Source organism: Paenibacillus solani, assembly GCF_001277345.1.
Classification (GTDB): domain Bacteria; phylum Bacillota; class Bacilli; order Paenibacillales; family Paenibacillaceae; genus Paenibacillus_AQ; species Paenibacillus_AQ solani.
Genome location: NZ_LIUT01000001.1, coordinates 1,237,844 through 1,253,015 on the forward strand (window position 1 = coordinate 1,237,844; position 15,172 = coordinate 1,253,015).

General features: G+C 47.3%; 15 protein-coding genes. 11 read left to right on the forward strand and 4 right to left on the reverse strand.

Features of this window, described 5'->3' with window-relative positions; genetic code table 11:
* The first annotated feature begins 24 nt into the window (after positions 1-24).
* The 5 genes from recN to AM231_RS05490 all read left to right on the forward strand — a co-directional run bounded on the left by recN (position 25) and on the right by AM231_RS05490 (position 5,825).
* Positions 25-1,749: a DNA repair protein RecN gene (recN, locus tag AM231_RS05470; protein WP_053488846.1), complete on the forward strand. Its 1,725-nt coding sequence runs from the start codon at positions 25-27 to the stop codon at positions 1,747-1,749.
* 116 nt (positions 1,750-1,865) lie between these two features.
* Positions 1,866-3,200 (forward strand): SpoIVB peptidase, encoded by a 1,335-nt coding sequence (spoIVB, locus tag AM231_RS05475; RefSeq protein ID WP_053488845.1) that lies wholly within the window; start codon positions 1,866-1,868, stop codon positions 3,198-3,200.
* A 195-nt stretch (positions 3,201-3,395) separates the two neighbouring features.
* Positions 3,396-4,199 carry a sporulation transcription factor Spo0A gene (gene spo0A, locus AM231_RS05480; protein WP_054401615.1) on the forward strand — a complete coding sequence of 268 codons (804 nt, stop codon included), beginning with the start codon at positions 3,396-3,398 and terminating at the stop codon, positions 4,197-4,199.
* A gap of 460 nt (positions 4,200-4,659) precedes the next feature.
* Positions 4,660-5,547 (forward strand): NAD-dependent epimerase/dehydratase family protein, encoded by an 888-nt coding sequence (locus AM231_RS05485; protein ID WP_054401616.1) that lies wholly within the window; start codon positions 4,660-4,662, stop codon positions 5,545-5,547.
* A 65-nt stretch (positions 5,548-5,612) separates the two neighbouring features.
* Positions 5,613-5,825, forward strand: a complete 213-nt coding sequence (locus AM231_RS05490) for a hypothetical protein (protein ID WP_054401617.1) — start codon at positions 5,613-5,615, stop codon at positions 5,823-5,825.
* A 65-nt stretch (positions 5,826-5,890) separates the two neighbouring features.
* On the opposite strand, the gene AM231_RS05495 is transcribed toward AM231_RS05490, so the two are convergent.
* Complete coding sequence (locus AM231_RS05495) at positions 5,891-6,196, reverse strand: DUF2627 domain-containing protein (RefSeq protein WP_053488841.1); 306 nt, start codon at positions 6,194-6,196, stop codon at positions 5,891-5,893.
* Positions 6,197-6,354: 158 nt separating this feature from the next.
* On the opposite strand from AM231_RS05495, the gene lpdA reads away from it, so the two are divergent.
* The 5 genes from lpdA (at position 6,355) to lipB (ending at position 12,213) form a co-directional block, all read left to right on the forward strand.
* Positions 6,355-7,776: a dihydrolipoyl dehydrogenase gene (lpdA, locus tag AM231_RS05500; RefSeq protein WP_054401618.1), complete on the forward strand. Its 1,422-nt coding sequence runs from the start codon at positions 6,355-6,357 to the stop codon at positions 7,774-7,776.
* Between the two features lie 174 nt (positions 7,777-7,950).
* A complete protein-coding gene (locus AM231_RS05505) occupies positions 7,951-8,979 on the forward strand; it encodes a thiamine pyrophosphate-dependent dehydrogenase E1 component subunit alpha (protein WP_053488839.1) in 1,029 nt (342 codons plus the stop codon).
* A 2-nt stretch (positions 8,980-8,981) separates the two neighbouring features.
* Entirely contained in the window at positions 8,982-9,968 is a 987-nt protein-coding gene (locus AM231_RS05510; protein ID WP_054401619.1) for an alpha-ketoacid dehydrogenase subunit beta, read from the forward strand.
* Positions 9,969-9,987: 19 nt separating this feature from the next.
* The gene (locus AM231_RS05515) at positions 9,988-11,379 is read left to right on the forward strand and encodes a dihydrolipoamide acetyltransferase family protein (protein ID WP_054401620.1); all 1,392 of its coding nucleotides are present in this window, start codon (positions 9,988-9,990) and stop codon (positions 11,377-11,379) included.
* Positions 11,380-11,532: 153 nt separating this feature from the next.
* Positions 11,533-12,213 carry a lipoyl(octanoyl) transferase LipB gene (gene lipB / locus AM231_RS05520; protein WP_054401621.1) on the forward strand — a complete coding sequence of 227 codons (681 nt, stop codon included), beginning with the start codon at positions 11,533-11,535 and terminating at the stop codon, positions 12,211-12,213.
* Positions 12,214-12,239: 26 nt separating this feature from the next.
* Here the strand turns inward: lipB and prli42 are convergent, their stop codons facing one another.
* Positions 12,240-12,341 carry a stressosome-associated protein Prli42 gene (prli42, locus tag AM231_RS28530; protein WP_106406049.1) on the reverse strand — a complete coding sequence of 34 codons (102 nt, stop codon included), beginning with the start codon at positions 12,339-12,341 and terminating at the stop codon, positions 12,240-12,242.
* A 110-nt stretch (positions 12,342-12,451) separates the two neighbouring features.
* On the opposite strand from prli42, the gene AM231_RS05525 reads away from it, so the two are divergent.
* On the forward strand, positions 12,452-13,582 hold the full coding sequence (locus tag AM231_RS05525; protein WP_054401622.1) for a tripeptidase T: 1,131 nt from the start codon (positions 12,452-12,454) through the stop codon (positions 13,580-13,582).
* A gap of 74 nt (positions 13,583-13,656) precedes the next feature.
* On the opposite strand, the gene AM231_RS05530 is transcribed toward AM231_RS05525, so the two are convergent.
* Both AM231_RS05530 and mciZ read right to left on the reverse strand, forming a co-directional pair.
* Positions 13,657-14,853 carry a hypothetical protein gene (locus AM231_RS05530; protein ID WP_054401623.1) on the reverse strand — a complete coding sequence of 399 codons (1,197 nt, stop codon included), beginning with the start codon at positions 14,851-14,853 and terminating at the stop codon, positions 13,657-13,659.
* 110 nt (positions 14,854-14,963) lie between these two features.
* Positions 14,964-15,116 carry a Z-ring formation inhibitor MciZ gene (gene mciZ / locus AM231_RS27990; RefSeq protein WP_082341543.1) on the reverse strand — a complete coding sequence of 51 codons (153 nt, stop codon included), beginning with the start codon at positions 15,114-15,116 and terminating at the stop codon, positions 14,964-14,966.
* Positions 15,117-15,172 lie beyond the last annotated feature (56 nt).

Consider the following 15,172-nt stretch of genomic DNA (forward strand, 5'->3'; position numbering starts at 1 on the left):
TTATGCAGTAGTGGAGGTGGTTACATGTTAAACACACTATCGATTCGGAATTTGGCTGTCGTGGAAAGTGTGGACGTTCACTTTTATCCAGGATTCCACGTTTTGACAGGGGAGACCGGAGCAGGTAAGTCCATCATTATTGATGCCCTGGGATTGATTGCTGGAGGGCGCGGTTCGGCTGAGTTAATTCGTTATGGTTGTGATAAAGCGGAGATTGAGGCTTTATTTGAACTTCCCCCAGCACATCCCGTATGGCATACGTTGAATAAGCTGGGTGTGGAAGCGGATCCAAATGAGCTTTTATTAATCCGGCGTGAATTGACCTCGCAAGGAAAGAGCACCTCGCGGATTAATGGACAGCTGCTGAACCTGAGCATGCTGCGCGAAGTTGGTGAGAAGCTGATTAATATCCATGGTCAGCACGAACACCAAAGCTTGCTGCGAGCAGAGCAGCATATGAGTCTCTTGGATACATATGGAGATAAGGTCATAGGACCAGCCAAGCGAAAGTATCAGGAGCTGTACGGCGAATTCAGCAAAGTGGAAAAAGAGCTTAAGGAACTGCAGGAGACCAGTCAGAAGGCCTACCAAATGCTGGATATGTATCGTTTTCAGTTGGAGGAAATTGCGGCGGCAGATCTGAAAACCGGTGAGGATGAGGAATTGTCTGAAGAGCGGATCAAGCTGTCTCATAGCGAGAAGATGATGGATTCCGTAGCTAGCGCATATGACCAATTGTATGGATCTTCGGGTCTTGAATCCGTCAGCCGATCCCTATCCAGATTGGATGATGTGTCCGGTTATGACGAGAAGGGCTTAAAGCCGATTGTAGAACAGCTTCAATCTGCATATTATCAGCTCGAAGATGCGGTATTTCAGCTAAGGGATTATCGCGACAGCATTGAGTTCAATCCGGAACGGCTGAATGAGATTGAGCTTCGTTTAGATATGATATCCGCATTACGGCGTAAATATGGGGATAATGTTGAACAAATTCTGGAATACTACGGGAGAATTCAGCAGGATACCGATATGCTGGAGAATAAGGACGAATTTATCCAAGCATTGGAACAGCGTCGGGACGAGCTGATGAGTGTGCTCTTGGTCAGCGCGAAGGAACTTCGTCATGCCCGTAAACAATGCGCATTGGATTTGGCAAGGCAAGTGGAGGGTGAGCTCAAAGATCTTCAAATGGAAAGAACCTCGCTGGAAGTCCGTCTGGAATTGCAGCTTGATCCGAATGGTTATGAATTTGAAGGTCAGAAAGTGCGTTTGACCAAGCAGGGAATAGATACGGCCGAATTTCTCATATCCGCGAATCCAGGCGAGCCCCTGCGTCCGCTTGCCAAAATTGCTTCAGGTGGAGAGATGTCCAGAATTATGCTGGCGATGAAGAGTATATTTGCCCGTCATGATCAAATTCCTGTCCTGATCTTTGATGAAGTTGATACAGGGGTCAGCGGAAGGGCTGCCCAATCGATTGCTGAGAAACTGTTCCTGCTGGCAAAAACATGTCAGGTATTCTCCATCACACATTTACCTCAGGTTGCTTGTATGGCGGATCATCAGTATTTAATCGAGAAAAGGCTTGAAGCCTCAAGAACCATGACCCAAGTAGACCACTTGAATGAAGAAGGACGGGTAAAGGAGCTTGCGCGGATGCTCGGCGGAGTCGAAATTACCGAAAAGACATTGCATCATGCCCAAGAAATGCTCAATCTGGCGGCAGCGCAAAAGGCATCCAGATAAGGCTTTGGGTCAATGATTGACAGTTATAAATCCTTAGGGGCAGGGTAACTTAAAGGTACGCAATTGGCGACCACCTTTTCGTCAAGCGAAAGAAGAAAAAGGGAGCGTGACAGCCATTGAAGCCCAACCTCAGGAGAAAACTGCTCGGTTTCGTTCTTGCTTTCCTTCTTTGTTTCCTTGGAACTGCTGATCCTGTCCAGTCGTTTGCTTCATTGCCTGATGAGCTTAGATTGATTTCCGGACAGCAGTCCCATCTTGATGTTGCTATGCCTGTTCAAGCCCTCGCTTCAGTTGATCGACCCGATGTCCTGCAGTTAAATGGTTCCCCTGAATCGAAACTTCAAGTATCATTAAAGCAGCCATTGGAGCTTCATCCCCAGCAAAGCGGCAAGGCCGAGGTTAGCCTGAAATTATTTGGTAAAATTCCTTTGAAGACTGTTCATGTGAATGTAGTGCCTGAGCTCAAGGTGATTCCGGGAGGACAAACCATTGGCGTTAAAGTAAAATCCTCCGGAATTTTGGTCGTAGGACATCATCTGGTTCGGGGCCAAAACGGTGCCAAGGTCTCCCCTGGAGAAGCAGCGGGGTTAAAGCTTGGCGACCTGCTCACAACGATGGATGGTAACCCTCTAGACGATGTATCAAAGGTGGCCGCCATTGTTGAGAAAGCGGGGAAGGCGAAACGTCCATTGGACATTACGTTTAGACGAAGCGGTAAGGAATTTAGAACGAAGCTCAGCCCTGCTTACGACCAAGAGGACCAAAGCTGGCGACTTGGCCTGTATATCCGTGACTCTGCTGCTGGTGTAGGCACCTTAACGTTCTACGCACCGCATCAGAAGGTGTACGGGGCTCTGGGCCACGTTATAACCGATATGAATACACAAACAGCCATTGAGGTGGGAAGCGGGCAAATCGTTCAATCCAACGTCACATCCATTAGCCGAAGTGAAGAAGGAGAGCCTGGAGAGAAACGGGCAACCTTCACTAAAGACGGCAAGGTGCTTGGCAATGTTGAACGAAATACTCACTTTGGCATTTTCGGCAAAATGAATCAACTACCCGAGCATGGTCTTTATCAGGAACCGATTCCTGTTGGCTTATCTCATGAGGTAAAGGAAGGTCCCGCTGAAATCTTAACTGTTGTGGAAGGCCAGAAGGTTGAACGTTATACTATTGAGATTGTTCATGTTTCCAAACAAGATGCCCCTGCAACAAAGGGAATGGTACTGCGCATCACTGACCCAAGACTCCTTAAGAAAACAGGAGGGATTGTTCAGGGGATGAGCGGCAGTCCCATCGTTCAGGACGGCAGGTTGATTGGAGCAGTGACCCATGTGTTTGTTAACGACCCTAAGTCAGGGTATGGATGCTTTATCGAGTGGATGCTCCAGGACTCCGGCATATTACAAACTAAAAAAGCAACACCTCAAAATCTTAAGGCTGGTTAGCGCCTTGAGATTTTTTTGTCGTAAAACAACGAAATACAGATTAATTTGAAACAAAATATTTAATTATAAATCAACTGCAAAAAAAAATAAAGAAAAATAATTTTCGACAGAAGGAATTTAAATCAGCATGTCGAAAACTTAATATTACAAGAAAATGTTAAAATTACAACTGATCTGTTAAAGGAGGAGCACGAATTGCAAAAGATCGAAGTATTGTTGGCAGACGACAACCGTGAGTTTACAAACCTGCTTGGTGAATACATTTCGGATCAACAGGATATGGTGGTTTCCGGAATCGCTTATAACGGAGAAGAAGTACTGAGCATGATTGAGGAATCGGGTAAGGTCCCGGATATATTGATCCTCGATATTATTATGCCCCATTTGGACGGCCTCGGCGTTCTGGAGCGTTTACGTGATATGAATTTGTCTCCGCAGCCGAAAGTCATCATGCTTACAGCTTTTGGTCAGGAGAATATCACCCAGCGTGCTGTGCAATTAGGTGCTTCTTATTATATTTTAAAACCGTTTGATATGGAGGTTCTTGCAAGCCGGATTCGCCAGCTTGTGGGTTCCACGAACAGTATGTCCTCCAGCGCATCATTTATGAATATGAAATCCAATGTGGTCCCCATGGGTAAGGGTAAGAATCTCGATGCGAATATTACTTCCATTATCCATGAGATTGGCGTTCCCGCTCATATCAAGGGTTATCAGTATTTGCGTGAAGCCATTACGATGGTATACAACAATATCGAAATATTAGGCGCGATTACAAAGACATTGTATCCGGCCATCGCTGAGAAATTCAAAACTACACCTTCCCGTGTGGAACGTGCCATTCGTCATGCCATTGAAGTCGCTTGGACACGCGGCAACATCGATTCCATCAGCCATCTGTTCGGCTACACAATTAATATCAGCAAGTCGAAGCCAACCAACAGCGAATTTATCGCGATGGTGGCAGACAAGCTGCGGATCGAGCATAAGGTATCGTGAAATGCTGGTGTAACGCGGAAAGATGATGATGGATAGAACGTTATTCGCTTGAACTTATCGGCCTGTTGGCATGAGATTCTGATAAACCTCAACGTTTTAACTGTGATTAACTTTTCCGTATTCACCTATGACTTATACTGATGCGTTACTTGCTTATTTTGCTAATAATAGTACTCAAAGTTACCCGCTGGCGAAAACCTATCGTCGGTGGGCTTCTTTGCGTTTGCATGGTCATAATACGTAACGTCTGCGAGATATGCCGCGCTAGGCCGGCTTATAGACCGAACGATTTACTACTTGCTGCTTAGGATACAGGCCGCATAACATTAAATATAGGAGAAAAGAAGGAGTCTGAGCTCTCAATGGAGAAATTGGACAGATCGCTATTTTCATTGGGTATGATTGTATAAAGGGGCGTCAAATCGAATCGTATTCTTATCCTTACAGGGAGGAATTATAAATGGCTAACATATTAGTATTGGGCGGGACTCGCTTTTTCGGAAAACGATTGGTTAACCGGCTGCTGGCTCGCGGCGATACCGTTACGATTTTGACACGTGGATCTCATAAGGATTCCTTTGGCGATGCTGTACAGCGGCTTATCGCGGATCGGAAAGACCCGGATCAACTAAGACAGGCCGTAGAAGGCCGGGAATTTGATATTTTATATGATAATATATGTTATACTCCGGAAGAAGCCGGGCAAGCCGCAGATATCTTCGCCGGTCGAGTTGGACAATATGTATTGACATCATCCTTATCGGTCTATGATTTTGCAGATCATCCCTTGAGGGAAGAGGACTTTGATCCCTATCGATATCCTGTCATGATGAATGACAGAAGAGATTACAGCTATGAGGAAGGGAAGCGTCAGTCGGAAGCCGTCTTATTCAGTCGGCATAATCTGAACGTTACTGCCGTACGGTTTCCTATCGTCCTTGGGCCGGATGATTATACACGAAGACTGCTCTTTCATATCGAACACGCTGAAAGTGGAGAAGCCATCGGACTGCCTGATCCGGATGCGCGGATTTCGTTTGTGCATGCCGAGGAAGCGGCTGAGTTTTTGGAGTGGGCGGGTCACAGTAAATTTGAAGGTCCGGTAAACGCCTGTTCCAGCGGAACCATTTCAGTTCGCGAACTGATGAGCTTGATCCAGCATAATATTGGACGAACAGTCCCTCTTCAAACCTCGGCAGCACCTGAACATATGTCTCCATTTGGCATACCGGGAGATTGGACCATGGACCATTCCAGAGCAGCTGCAGCTGGTTTTAAATTTTGGGATCTGAGCGAATGGATGCCAAATTTGATTGCTGAATTGACTGCTGACTTGAAGGGGCGTTAGCATAGGTACATGATAGACCAGCATAGAAGGATAAGTGGAAGTAGTTTCCTGAAAGGAAGATCAGCATGAATGACAAGTTGGAAGCATGGAAACAGCAGATCAAAGAGATGGAATCCAAGGGGGGCTTATCGGCGGAGGCCGGCATGCTGGTCAATGCGATGTATGAAGAAATCGAAACGTTAACGAAGCAGAATATCAATCTGCGGAAAACCGCATTAAAAGCAACCTCCAAGGAAATGAGAATGTCGAGTAAACTGAAAGACGCACTGATGGAATAAACGTGGGAGTCGAGGAACACACCAAACACCGGGGAGAAAGGAGCCCGGTGTTTGGTGTTTATGGACTACTGTTTAGATGGCGTGCCTGATTTTGGTGCCTCGCGTTTCTTTTTGAATCTCGGTCCCACGTAGTTTCGCTTGCGGTCCCGGAATAGAATCCATCCGCCCAAGAAACCGATCCCAATGACGAACAGCGCGAGCCCGCCCAGGAAAGAAAGCCACCCGAACGCAGGGTTTGCCACGGTATCGTCACCATGAACGGCAATATATAAAAAGACCGCATCCTTCATCATTAAGAACCCCTTCATCGCCAGAAAACCCGGAATAACCAGAATCAAGATGGCAATGAAACGGGAGATTAACATTCTCATAGAAGATTCCTTCCTGCCATTGAAGTCATTAACTAACGTTAATCATACCTTTTTCAAAGGGGGATGTCTATTTGGATTTATGATTCGTGATTTTGTAATCAGTAAAAAAGAGAGTACAATAATAGTGTGAAAATGGACTTATTATGGAGGTGCCGTTAGTGGCTATAACATGTGATGTAGCAATTCTTGGCGGGGGAACCGGTGGATATGTAGCAGCCATCCGCGCAGCCCAGCTCGGTAAAAATGTCGTCATCATTGAACAGGACAAACTGGGGGGAACCTGTCTGCACCGTGGGTGTATCCCAAGCAAATCTTTGCTGCGAAGCGCTGAGCTGTTTGCGGAAATGAAGGACAGTGAGAGCTATGGAATTGAGACGGACGGGGTCCGGCTATCTTTTGGCAAGGTACAGGAGCGCAAGAACGGCATTGTGGATAAGCTGCACCAAGGCGTCCAATATTTGATGCGCAAAAATAAAATCACCGTGGTGGAAGGCAAGGGAAGAGTCATTGGCCCCTCTATTTTCTCACCTCGCAGCGGAGCGGTGGCGGTTGAGCTTCCGGATGGAGAGATGGAAACGGTGGTGCCTGCACATCTAATTATTGCGACTGGCTCTCGTCCGCGTCACTTACCGGGGCTTGAGCCGGATGGCATACATATTCTAACTAGCGATCATGCGCTTGAGCTTGAGGAGCTACCTTCGTCGATCGTCATTGTAGGAGGCGGCGTAATCGGAGTGGAGTGGGCCTCGATGCTGAATGATTTTGGCGTTAAGGTTACGATCGTGGAGGCTGCCTCTCATCTCCTTCCGACAGAGGATGAAGACATCGGACTTGAGCTGACCAAGATGCTTACAGCCAGAGGCGTAGAAGTCTTCACCAACATCAAGCTTCTAAATGACAGCTGTACGATTCAGGATCAAAGCGTGGCCATCATGATCGAGCATAAGGAAGAAACAATTACGTTGGCGGCAGATAAGCTCCTTCTCTCTGTGGGAAGAGTCGGCAATACCGAGAATATCGGCCTTGAAAATACAGATGTTCGCGTGACCAATGGTGTCATAGCAGTGAACGCAAACATGCAGACTACGGAGCCTCATATTTACGCCATCGGCGATTGCATTGGTGGTCTTCAACTGGCTCACGCGGCTAGCCATGAAGGGATTACAGCTGTAAACCATCTTGCCGGCGAAAAGTCTGAAGCGTTCCCAAGCGAATGGATTCCGCGCTGTATCTATACACGTCACGAGGTGGCAAGCGTCGGCTTGACAGAGAAGCAGGCGAGAGAACGGGGACATGATATCAAAATCGGCAAATTTCCGTTTTCGGCGATCGGAAAATCGTTGATTCATGGAACCAGGGAAGGGTTCGTCAAGGTCATTGCCGACCAGAAGACGCAGGATATAATGGGCGTGCATATGATTGGACCACATGTTACCGAGTTGATCGGTGAAGCGGCATTGGCACAAGTGCTGGATGCCACGCCATGGGAAGTGGGAACTGCCGTACATGCGCATCCATCGTTGTCCGAAATTATCGGCGAAGCGATGCTTGCTGTGGATGGTCGTGCTATTGGTTTGTAGGGGGAGAATACTCTTTTGTGGAATACCTCATTTCTTTTTGCCGAGAAAGGGATTATAATAATATTAAGCCAAGTCTTAGTACCAGGTTTTAATACTTGATCAAACACACCTCTAACTAATGGATATTTAACAGATCAAGTCTCAAGTCATGGCTCACATAAAGGAGGGATCTCCATGAAAGAACAAGAAACGGTTACAACAAATAACAATAGGCATGAGCAGCTTGGACTGACGGACGGACAAGTGCTAGACATGTACAAATATATGGTGCTGGCACGGAAATTCGATGAACGCAACCAGCTGCTGCAGCGTGCGGGCAAAATCAATTTCCATGTGTCGGGTATCGGGCAGGAGACTTGTCAGGTTGCAGCTGCTTTTGCGCTGGATCGGGAGAAGGACTACTTTTTGCCTTACTACCGCGATTACGGATTCGTTTTGGCAGTAGGGATGACGCCACGCGAATTGATGCTGTCGGCTTTTGCCAAGGCTGAAGATCCAAACAGCGGCGGACGACAGATGCCGGGGCATTTTGGTAGTAAACGACTCCGGATCGTGACGGGCTCCAGCCCAGTGACTACCCAGGTTCCGCATGCTGTAGGAATCGCGCTTGCAGCGAAGATGCAGAAGAAGGATTTTGTCTCTTTTGTAACTTTTGGTGAAGGCTCAAGCAATCAGGGAGATTTCCATGAGGGCTGCAATTTCGCGGGCGTTCATAAGCTCCCTGTTATTATCATGTGTGAGAATAACCAATATGCCATTTCCGTTCCTCTTCATAAGCAGCTCAGCGGGAAAGTAAGCGACCGCGCTCTCGGGTATGGATTCCCGGGTGTTCGGGTAGACGGTAACGATGCGCTTGAAGTATATGCAGCCGTGAAGGAAGCCCGCGAACGGGCAATCCGTGGAGAAGGTCCTACACTGATCGAATCCATGATGTACCGTTTGTCGCCGCATTCCACCTCGGATAACGATTTGGCCTATCGGACGAAGGAAGAAGTTGAAGAGAACTGGAAAAAGGACGGCGTCGCCCGTTTTAAGAACTATCTGATCGACTGCGGACTCTGGGACGAAACACGCGAACAGGACTTGATCGCACAATTAAACCTGGAGCTCAAAGAAGCGACGGAATCTGCAGACTTGGCTCCGTTTCCTAAGCCTGAGGACACGCTTCTTCACGTATATGCCGATGCTGAAGGAGGCGCGTAAAGATGGCAGTAATGGAATATATCGATGCAATTCGTCTGGCCATGAAGGAAGAGATGGAGCGTGACGAGTCCGTATTTGTGTTGGGTGAGGACGTTGGCGTCAAAGGCGGCGTGTTTACAACGACCAAGGGCTTGATGGATCAATTCGGCGAAATGCGGGTACTGGATACGCCGCTCGCAGAGTCGGCAATTGCAGGTGTAGCGATCGGTGCGGCTATGTACGGGCTGAAACCGATCGCTGAGATGCAGTATTCGGATTTCATGTTTCCGGCCACCAATCAGATTATTAGCGAAGCTGCGAAGATTCGCTATCGTTCCAATAACGATTGGAGCTGCCCGGTCGTTATCCGCGCACCGATTGGCGGCGGCATATTCGGGGGCTTGTACCATTCCCAGTGTCCGGAATCGGTATTCTTCGGTACTCCTGGTCTGAAGATCGTAGCGCCGTATTCAGCCTATGATGCGAAGGGACTGCTTAAGGCTGCGATTCGCGATCCGGACCCTGTACTGTTCTTTGAGAATAAAAAATGCTACAAGCTGATTACCGGCGATGTACCTGACGATGACTATGTTGTACCGATCGGCAAAGCGAATGTGCTTCGTGAAGGATCGGATATTACGGTGATCGGCTATAGCCTGCCGCTGCATTTTACCATGCAGGCTGCGGAAGAGCTGGAGAAGGAAGAAGGCATTACCACTCATGTACTCGATCTGCGAACGATTCAACCGCTCGACCGCGAAGCGATTATCGAAGCTGCCCGCGCAACGGGTAAGGTGCTGATCGTTCATGAAGATAATAAAACCGGCGGCGTTGGCGGAGAAGTATCCGCAATTATCGCCGAGAACTGTCTCTATGATTTGGATGCACCGATCATGCGCCTGTGCGGCCCGGATGTGCCGGCCATGCCAATCAGTCCGCCGATGGAGAAGTTTTTTATGCTTAACAAGGACAAAGTCAAAGAATCCATGCGTCAATTGGCGCTTTATTAAAAACAAGGGAGTTGTGAGCATGTCTGAAAATCAAAAATTGACCGATGTTAAGATGCCTCAGCTGGCAGAATCCCTTGTTTCGGCGACCATTGCGAAGTGGCTAAAGAAACCGGGAGATTCGATTGAACAGTATGAACCCATTTGTGAAGTGATAACCGATAAAGTCAATGCCGAAATTCCATCCACCTTGGATGGTGTTATGGGAGAAATCCTTGCACAGGAGGGCCAGACCATCAATGTTGGTGAAGTGATATGCCGCATTGCCGTTGGCTCCCTTCCAGAGACGAACAATGAACAACCAGATGCAGCTCCGGCTACTCAGGCTCAGCCAAACAACAGTGAAGACAGCTCCATGCGTTTCCGTTATTCTCCGGCTGTCCAGACACTGGCTGCTGAGCATCAGATTGACCTGACGCGTGTTCAGGGGTCCGGCATGGGCGGTAGAATAACCCGTAAAGATGTACTGGCTTATATTGAAAAAGGGGGAGCTCCAGGCGCTTCAGCCGCAGCAGCTCCTGGCCAGCGTGTGGATGCTCCTAAAGAATCGGTACAGCGAAGCTCCGCTTCGCCGTTCAAAGGCCTCCAGTATCAGACACCAACGGAACCTTCGCCTCCGCTCGGTACAGCAATCCCTAATGTTCGCCATTCGGGACTGCATCTGACAGAATCGCCGAAGATTCCGACCATCGAAGTGGAGGGAATGGAGGGCGGCAGATCGGAGTATTATATTGATGTTACGCCGATGCGTAATGCAATAGCCAGAAATATGCGCCAAAGCGTGACGGAAATTCCGCATGCCTGGACGATGATTGAAGTCGATGTGACCAATATTGTGCTGCTGCGTAATCAGCTGAAGGATGAGTTCAAGCGTAAGGAAGGGGTAAACCTGACCTATCTGGCCTTCTTGCTGAAAGCAGTCGTGAACGCAATAAAAGATTACCCGATCATGAATTCGTTCTGGGCTGTCGATAAAATCGTGGTCAAACGCGATATCAATCTGTCTCTGGCTGTCGGCACAGAAGACTCCGTATTGACACCGGTCATTCACCATGCGGATCAGAAAAATATTGCCGGTTTAGCTAGAGAGATCGAAGAGCTTGCGCGCAAGACTCGTGAAGGCAAGCTGAAACTGGACGATATGCAAGGCGGTACCTTTACGGTGAACAATACGGGATCCTTCGGGTCGATTCTGTCCTATCCAATCATCAACTACCCGCAGGCCGCCATTCTGACATTCGAATCCATCGTGAAAAAGCCGGTGGTTATCAATGACATGATCGCTGTTCGTTCGATGGCAAATCTTTGCTTATCTCTGGATCATCGGATTTTGGATGGGGTGATCTGTGGAAGATTCCTGCAGCGAGTAAAAGATAATCTGGAAGGTTATACGCTGGATACAAAGCTTTATTAAGCACAATCATTCCATTACGGCGTATTTTTCAGAACGTTTCTTGTGGAGGAAGGCTCACCACTAGTTGAAGAATCGGAACACGATTCCACATGAAGTCGATGTCAGTTACATTGAATGGTTTATGGGAACCCTCATGAAAGAAGGCGTTGTCGCATGAATAAACCCTTGGAAATAACGTATACGCCGATCGTCGATTATGGCTTGGCTTGGGAGCATCAGAAACAGCAGGTGACCGCTATTGATACGGGGGAGTGTCATGAAAGATTGATGCTCCTCCAACATCCTCCAACTTATACGATTGGATCACAGCGTCATCCAGAGCACTTGCTATTAAGCAAGGAGGAGTTGGAAAGACAAGGCATCGGCTTGTTTGAAATTGATCGTGGCGGGGATATTACATATCATGGACCCGGGCAGCTTGTAGGGTATCCGCTCTTATTGCTGGATGGCGGTAAGAATCTGGATCTGCACGGATACCTTCGTGATGTAGAGCAGGTTATTATTGATTACTTGGCCTCCTACAATATCGAAGCAGATCGAAAACCTGAGTATACTGGAGTATGGGTCGGAGATTTGAAAATATGCGCCATCGGGGTCAAATTCAATAAATGCCGGCAGCATCGCGGATTTGTGACGAGCCATGGCTTTGCTTTTAATATTAAATCGGGAATCGCAGATGCCGGCTTTTCAGGAATTATACCTTGCGGGATACAAGAATATGGAGTGACCTCATTGGAGGATTGTACAGGGCGCACTTTTGAAGTGGAGGAAGTAGCCCGGGAGATCGTCCCTTTCTTCACCCGGGTATTTCCATATGAAGCTCATTGGTTGTAACCTCGTTGTTTTGGGAACGTCAGTTGTTAACGAAGGAATAAAGGCTCAAAAATAACGAGAAGCGTTGATCCGACCATGGCAATCAGCATGAGATAAATCACAATTCGAAACCACTTTTTACGTTGCATTGTGTAACTCCTTTAAAATAGGTTTAATGATGAACAGGCATGCTGCATTCATTACATGAGATATGGATATAAAGACATTGTATCGTATCTGCGAAAGAGAGGGAAGTCCAGTGATCTCAGAAGAACGTATCATCCAAGAATTTATGGAATTGGTTCAGGTCGATAGCGAAACCAAGCATGAACAAGAAATCTCGAAAGTTCTCAAACATAAATTCTCCGAACTTGGCTTTGACATCATCGAAGATGATGCGAAGGAAAAAACAGGGCACGGAGCAGGCAATTTGATTATTACATGGAAAGCGGATCAAGTGGCAGAGCAAACTCCTAAGCTGCTCTTTACTTGTCATATGGATACCGTAACACCTGGAAAAGGCATTAAACCGACGTTAGGCGCAGACGGATGGATTCGAAGCGACGGCACAACAATTCTCGGGGCAGATGATAAGGCAGGCATTGCAGCTTTACTGGAAGGAATCCGGGTCATTCAGGAGAATAACATCCCGCATGGACAGATCCAGTTTGTAATTACAGTTGGGGAGGAGTCGGGTCTCATTGGAGCTCGGTCACTTAACCCGGATCATCTGGATGCAGATCTTGGTTTTGCCTTGGATTCGAACGGAGAGCTGGGCTCAATTGCTGTTGCTGCTCCGACCCAAGCCAAAATTCAAATGATCATCAAAGGAAAGTCCGCCCATGCCGGTGTAAACCCGGAGGATGGCATCAGCGCGATCCAAGTTGCATCCAAAGCGATTGCCAAAATGAAGCTGGGACGTATCGATAAGGAAACTACAGCCAATATCGGCAAGTTCCAAGGTGGGGGAGCAACCAACATTGTCTGTGACTATGTTCAGATTGATGCGGAAGCGCGTAGTATCGTTCAAGAAAAAGTAGAAAAGCAAGTGAACGATATGCGGGAAGCTCTGGAAACCACGGTTCGTGAATATAGTGCCAATTGTGAGTTTATCAGTGAAATCGTATACCCGGCCTTTAGCTTCAATGAACATGATGAGGTTGTCCAGCTTGCGACGCGTGCTATTGGCGGATTGGGTTTACCAACGCGTACATTCCATTCCGGAGGCGGCAGTGACGCCAATATTTTTAATGGACTCGGGATACCGACTGTTAATCTGGCCATCGGATATCAGGATATTCATACCACGCAGGAGCGCATTCAAGCTTCAGATTTAGTTAAGGCTGCGCAGATCGTGGTAGGCATTATCCAAGAGACGGCGAAAGCCTAGTACATTGTGATTTTTAATCTAAAGCCCGTTGCAGATGATCCATTCTGCTACGGGCTTATTTATGATTGATCATATTAATTTAAGATGGACTTTGACTTAGAGTTTTCGATCCTGTCTTGAGCAGGCGACCATGTCGTACGCCAGTTCGTACTCTCGACGATATGCAGGGCAGCATTGACATTATTCATATGAGATTTGATCTCTTGGCTTGCAGATGCAGATGCGTATTGTGCTTCTAAACGTGAGGAGAGGGAGATCAGGGTCGATTGCAAATAGCAAGCCGCTTCGCCAAATCGTGTCTCCTCATGCAGAGGATCAGATAATCTGAGCTGTTCGAACAAGGAGGCGGCTTCGTGATATTTTCTGTGTATATACAAATTCTCAGCAGCGATAAAACATAGTTTCTTGCTGAAACTGTCTTGACCATCCAGAGGCAGCACCTCAAGCTGGTCCATTTTTGAGATAGCAAGATCTCTATACCCTTCATAATAAAGAAAGCAGATCAGAGCATAATAAGCAGAGGTGTCCTGTTCGGGAAGGAGGCCTTCTGCTATGGGAACCATATTAAGCGATATGGCTGTGCGAGCGAGCTCCAGGGTTTCCGACTTGAAAATAAACCTATCGGGAATTGAATCAGTAAGAGACCATCTGCATAGCTTTCCGATTCTGGACAGTTGGATTGCTTCGGATGTTCCTTCACTAGGTCGTTTAATGGGATCCCCATAACGGTCGATGAACTGCAAAGCTTCAGCGATTTGGCCCGTCATAACCAAACTGGCGGCATACTGTATGGAGCATTCGGGATGTATGACCTTGTGTTTAGCGAAGCAAAGAGAAGCATAACAGTATGCTCCGATGTAGAACATGGACTTGCCAACCATGCTTGGTACCATGTTATAGTTCCTGGTTTCGTCCAAGAGCCGTTCGCATATCAAGTGATCGGGCATTCCTTTCATGAGCAGAAGTGCGGCCCACTGATTTAATGCCTCTTGAGCATAGGTTCCGGAATGCTGCACGACAACTCTGAAAGCTTCCTCAGATTTAGCGAATAATCGCATGCGCATGCTTAATAACCCGTACTCGAGCCAGCTAGGGTCCACTTCCTTCCATTCCTGGCTTCCTTTGTCGGTGGAAGTAGTATGTGTGGCTGCCTTGAAGCTCTCCAAAGCCTGTTCAAGATAACCGCGTCTTTTGTACCATTTACCGCGCTCATAAAGGTTTGAAGGCGGATTGGCTATAGGTTCGGTTTCAATAATTGGTATATTTCGCATCACGAAGCCTCCCAATGATATAACACCTTTGTAGGAGCAAAGGTCATGGTCCTTGATCAAAAAAAATAGAAAAAAGTCGAAAAAAGGGTCTTAAGACCTAATTTATCAATCTATTTTTCGTCAATATCGCTTCTATTTTTTGTAAGTATATCCTTAATCATCGTTCCGGGACCCCATTGCTGCTGCCACTGTTTTAGCATGATTCGAATCTGCCATGCCTGTCCTACCATATGTATCGAGTGCTCCCCTTTATAGCTTTTCATCCGGCGCTTCCTTCTTTCTTGGGAATTTTGATATAATACACCTTATGCAATAGCAT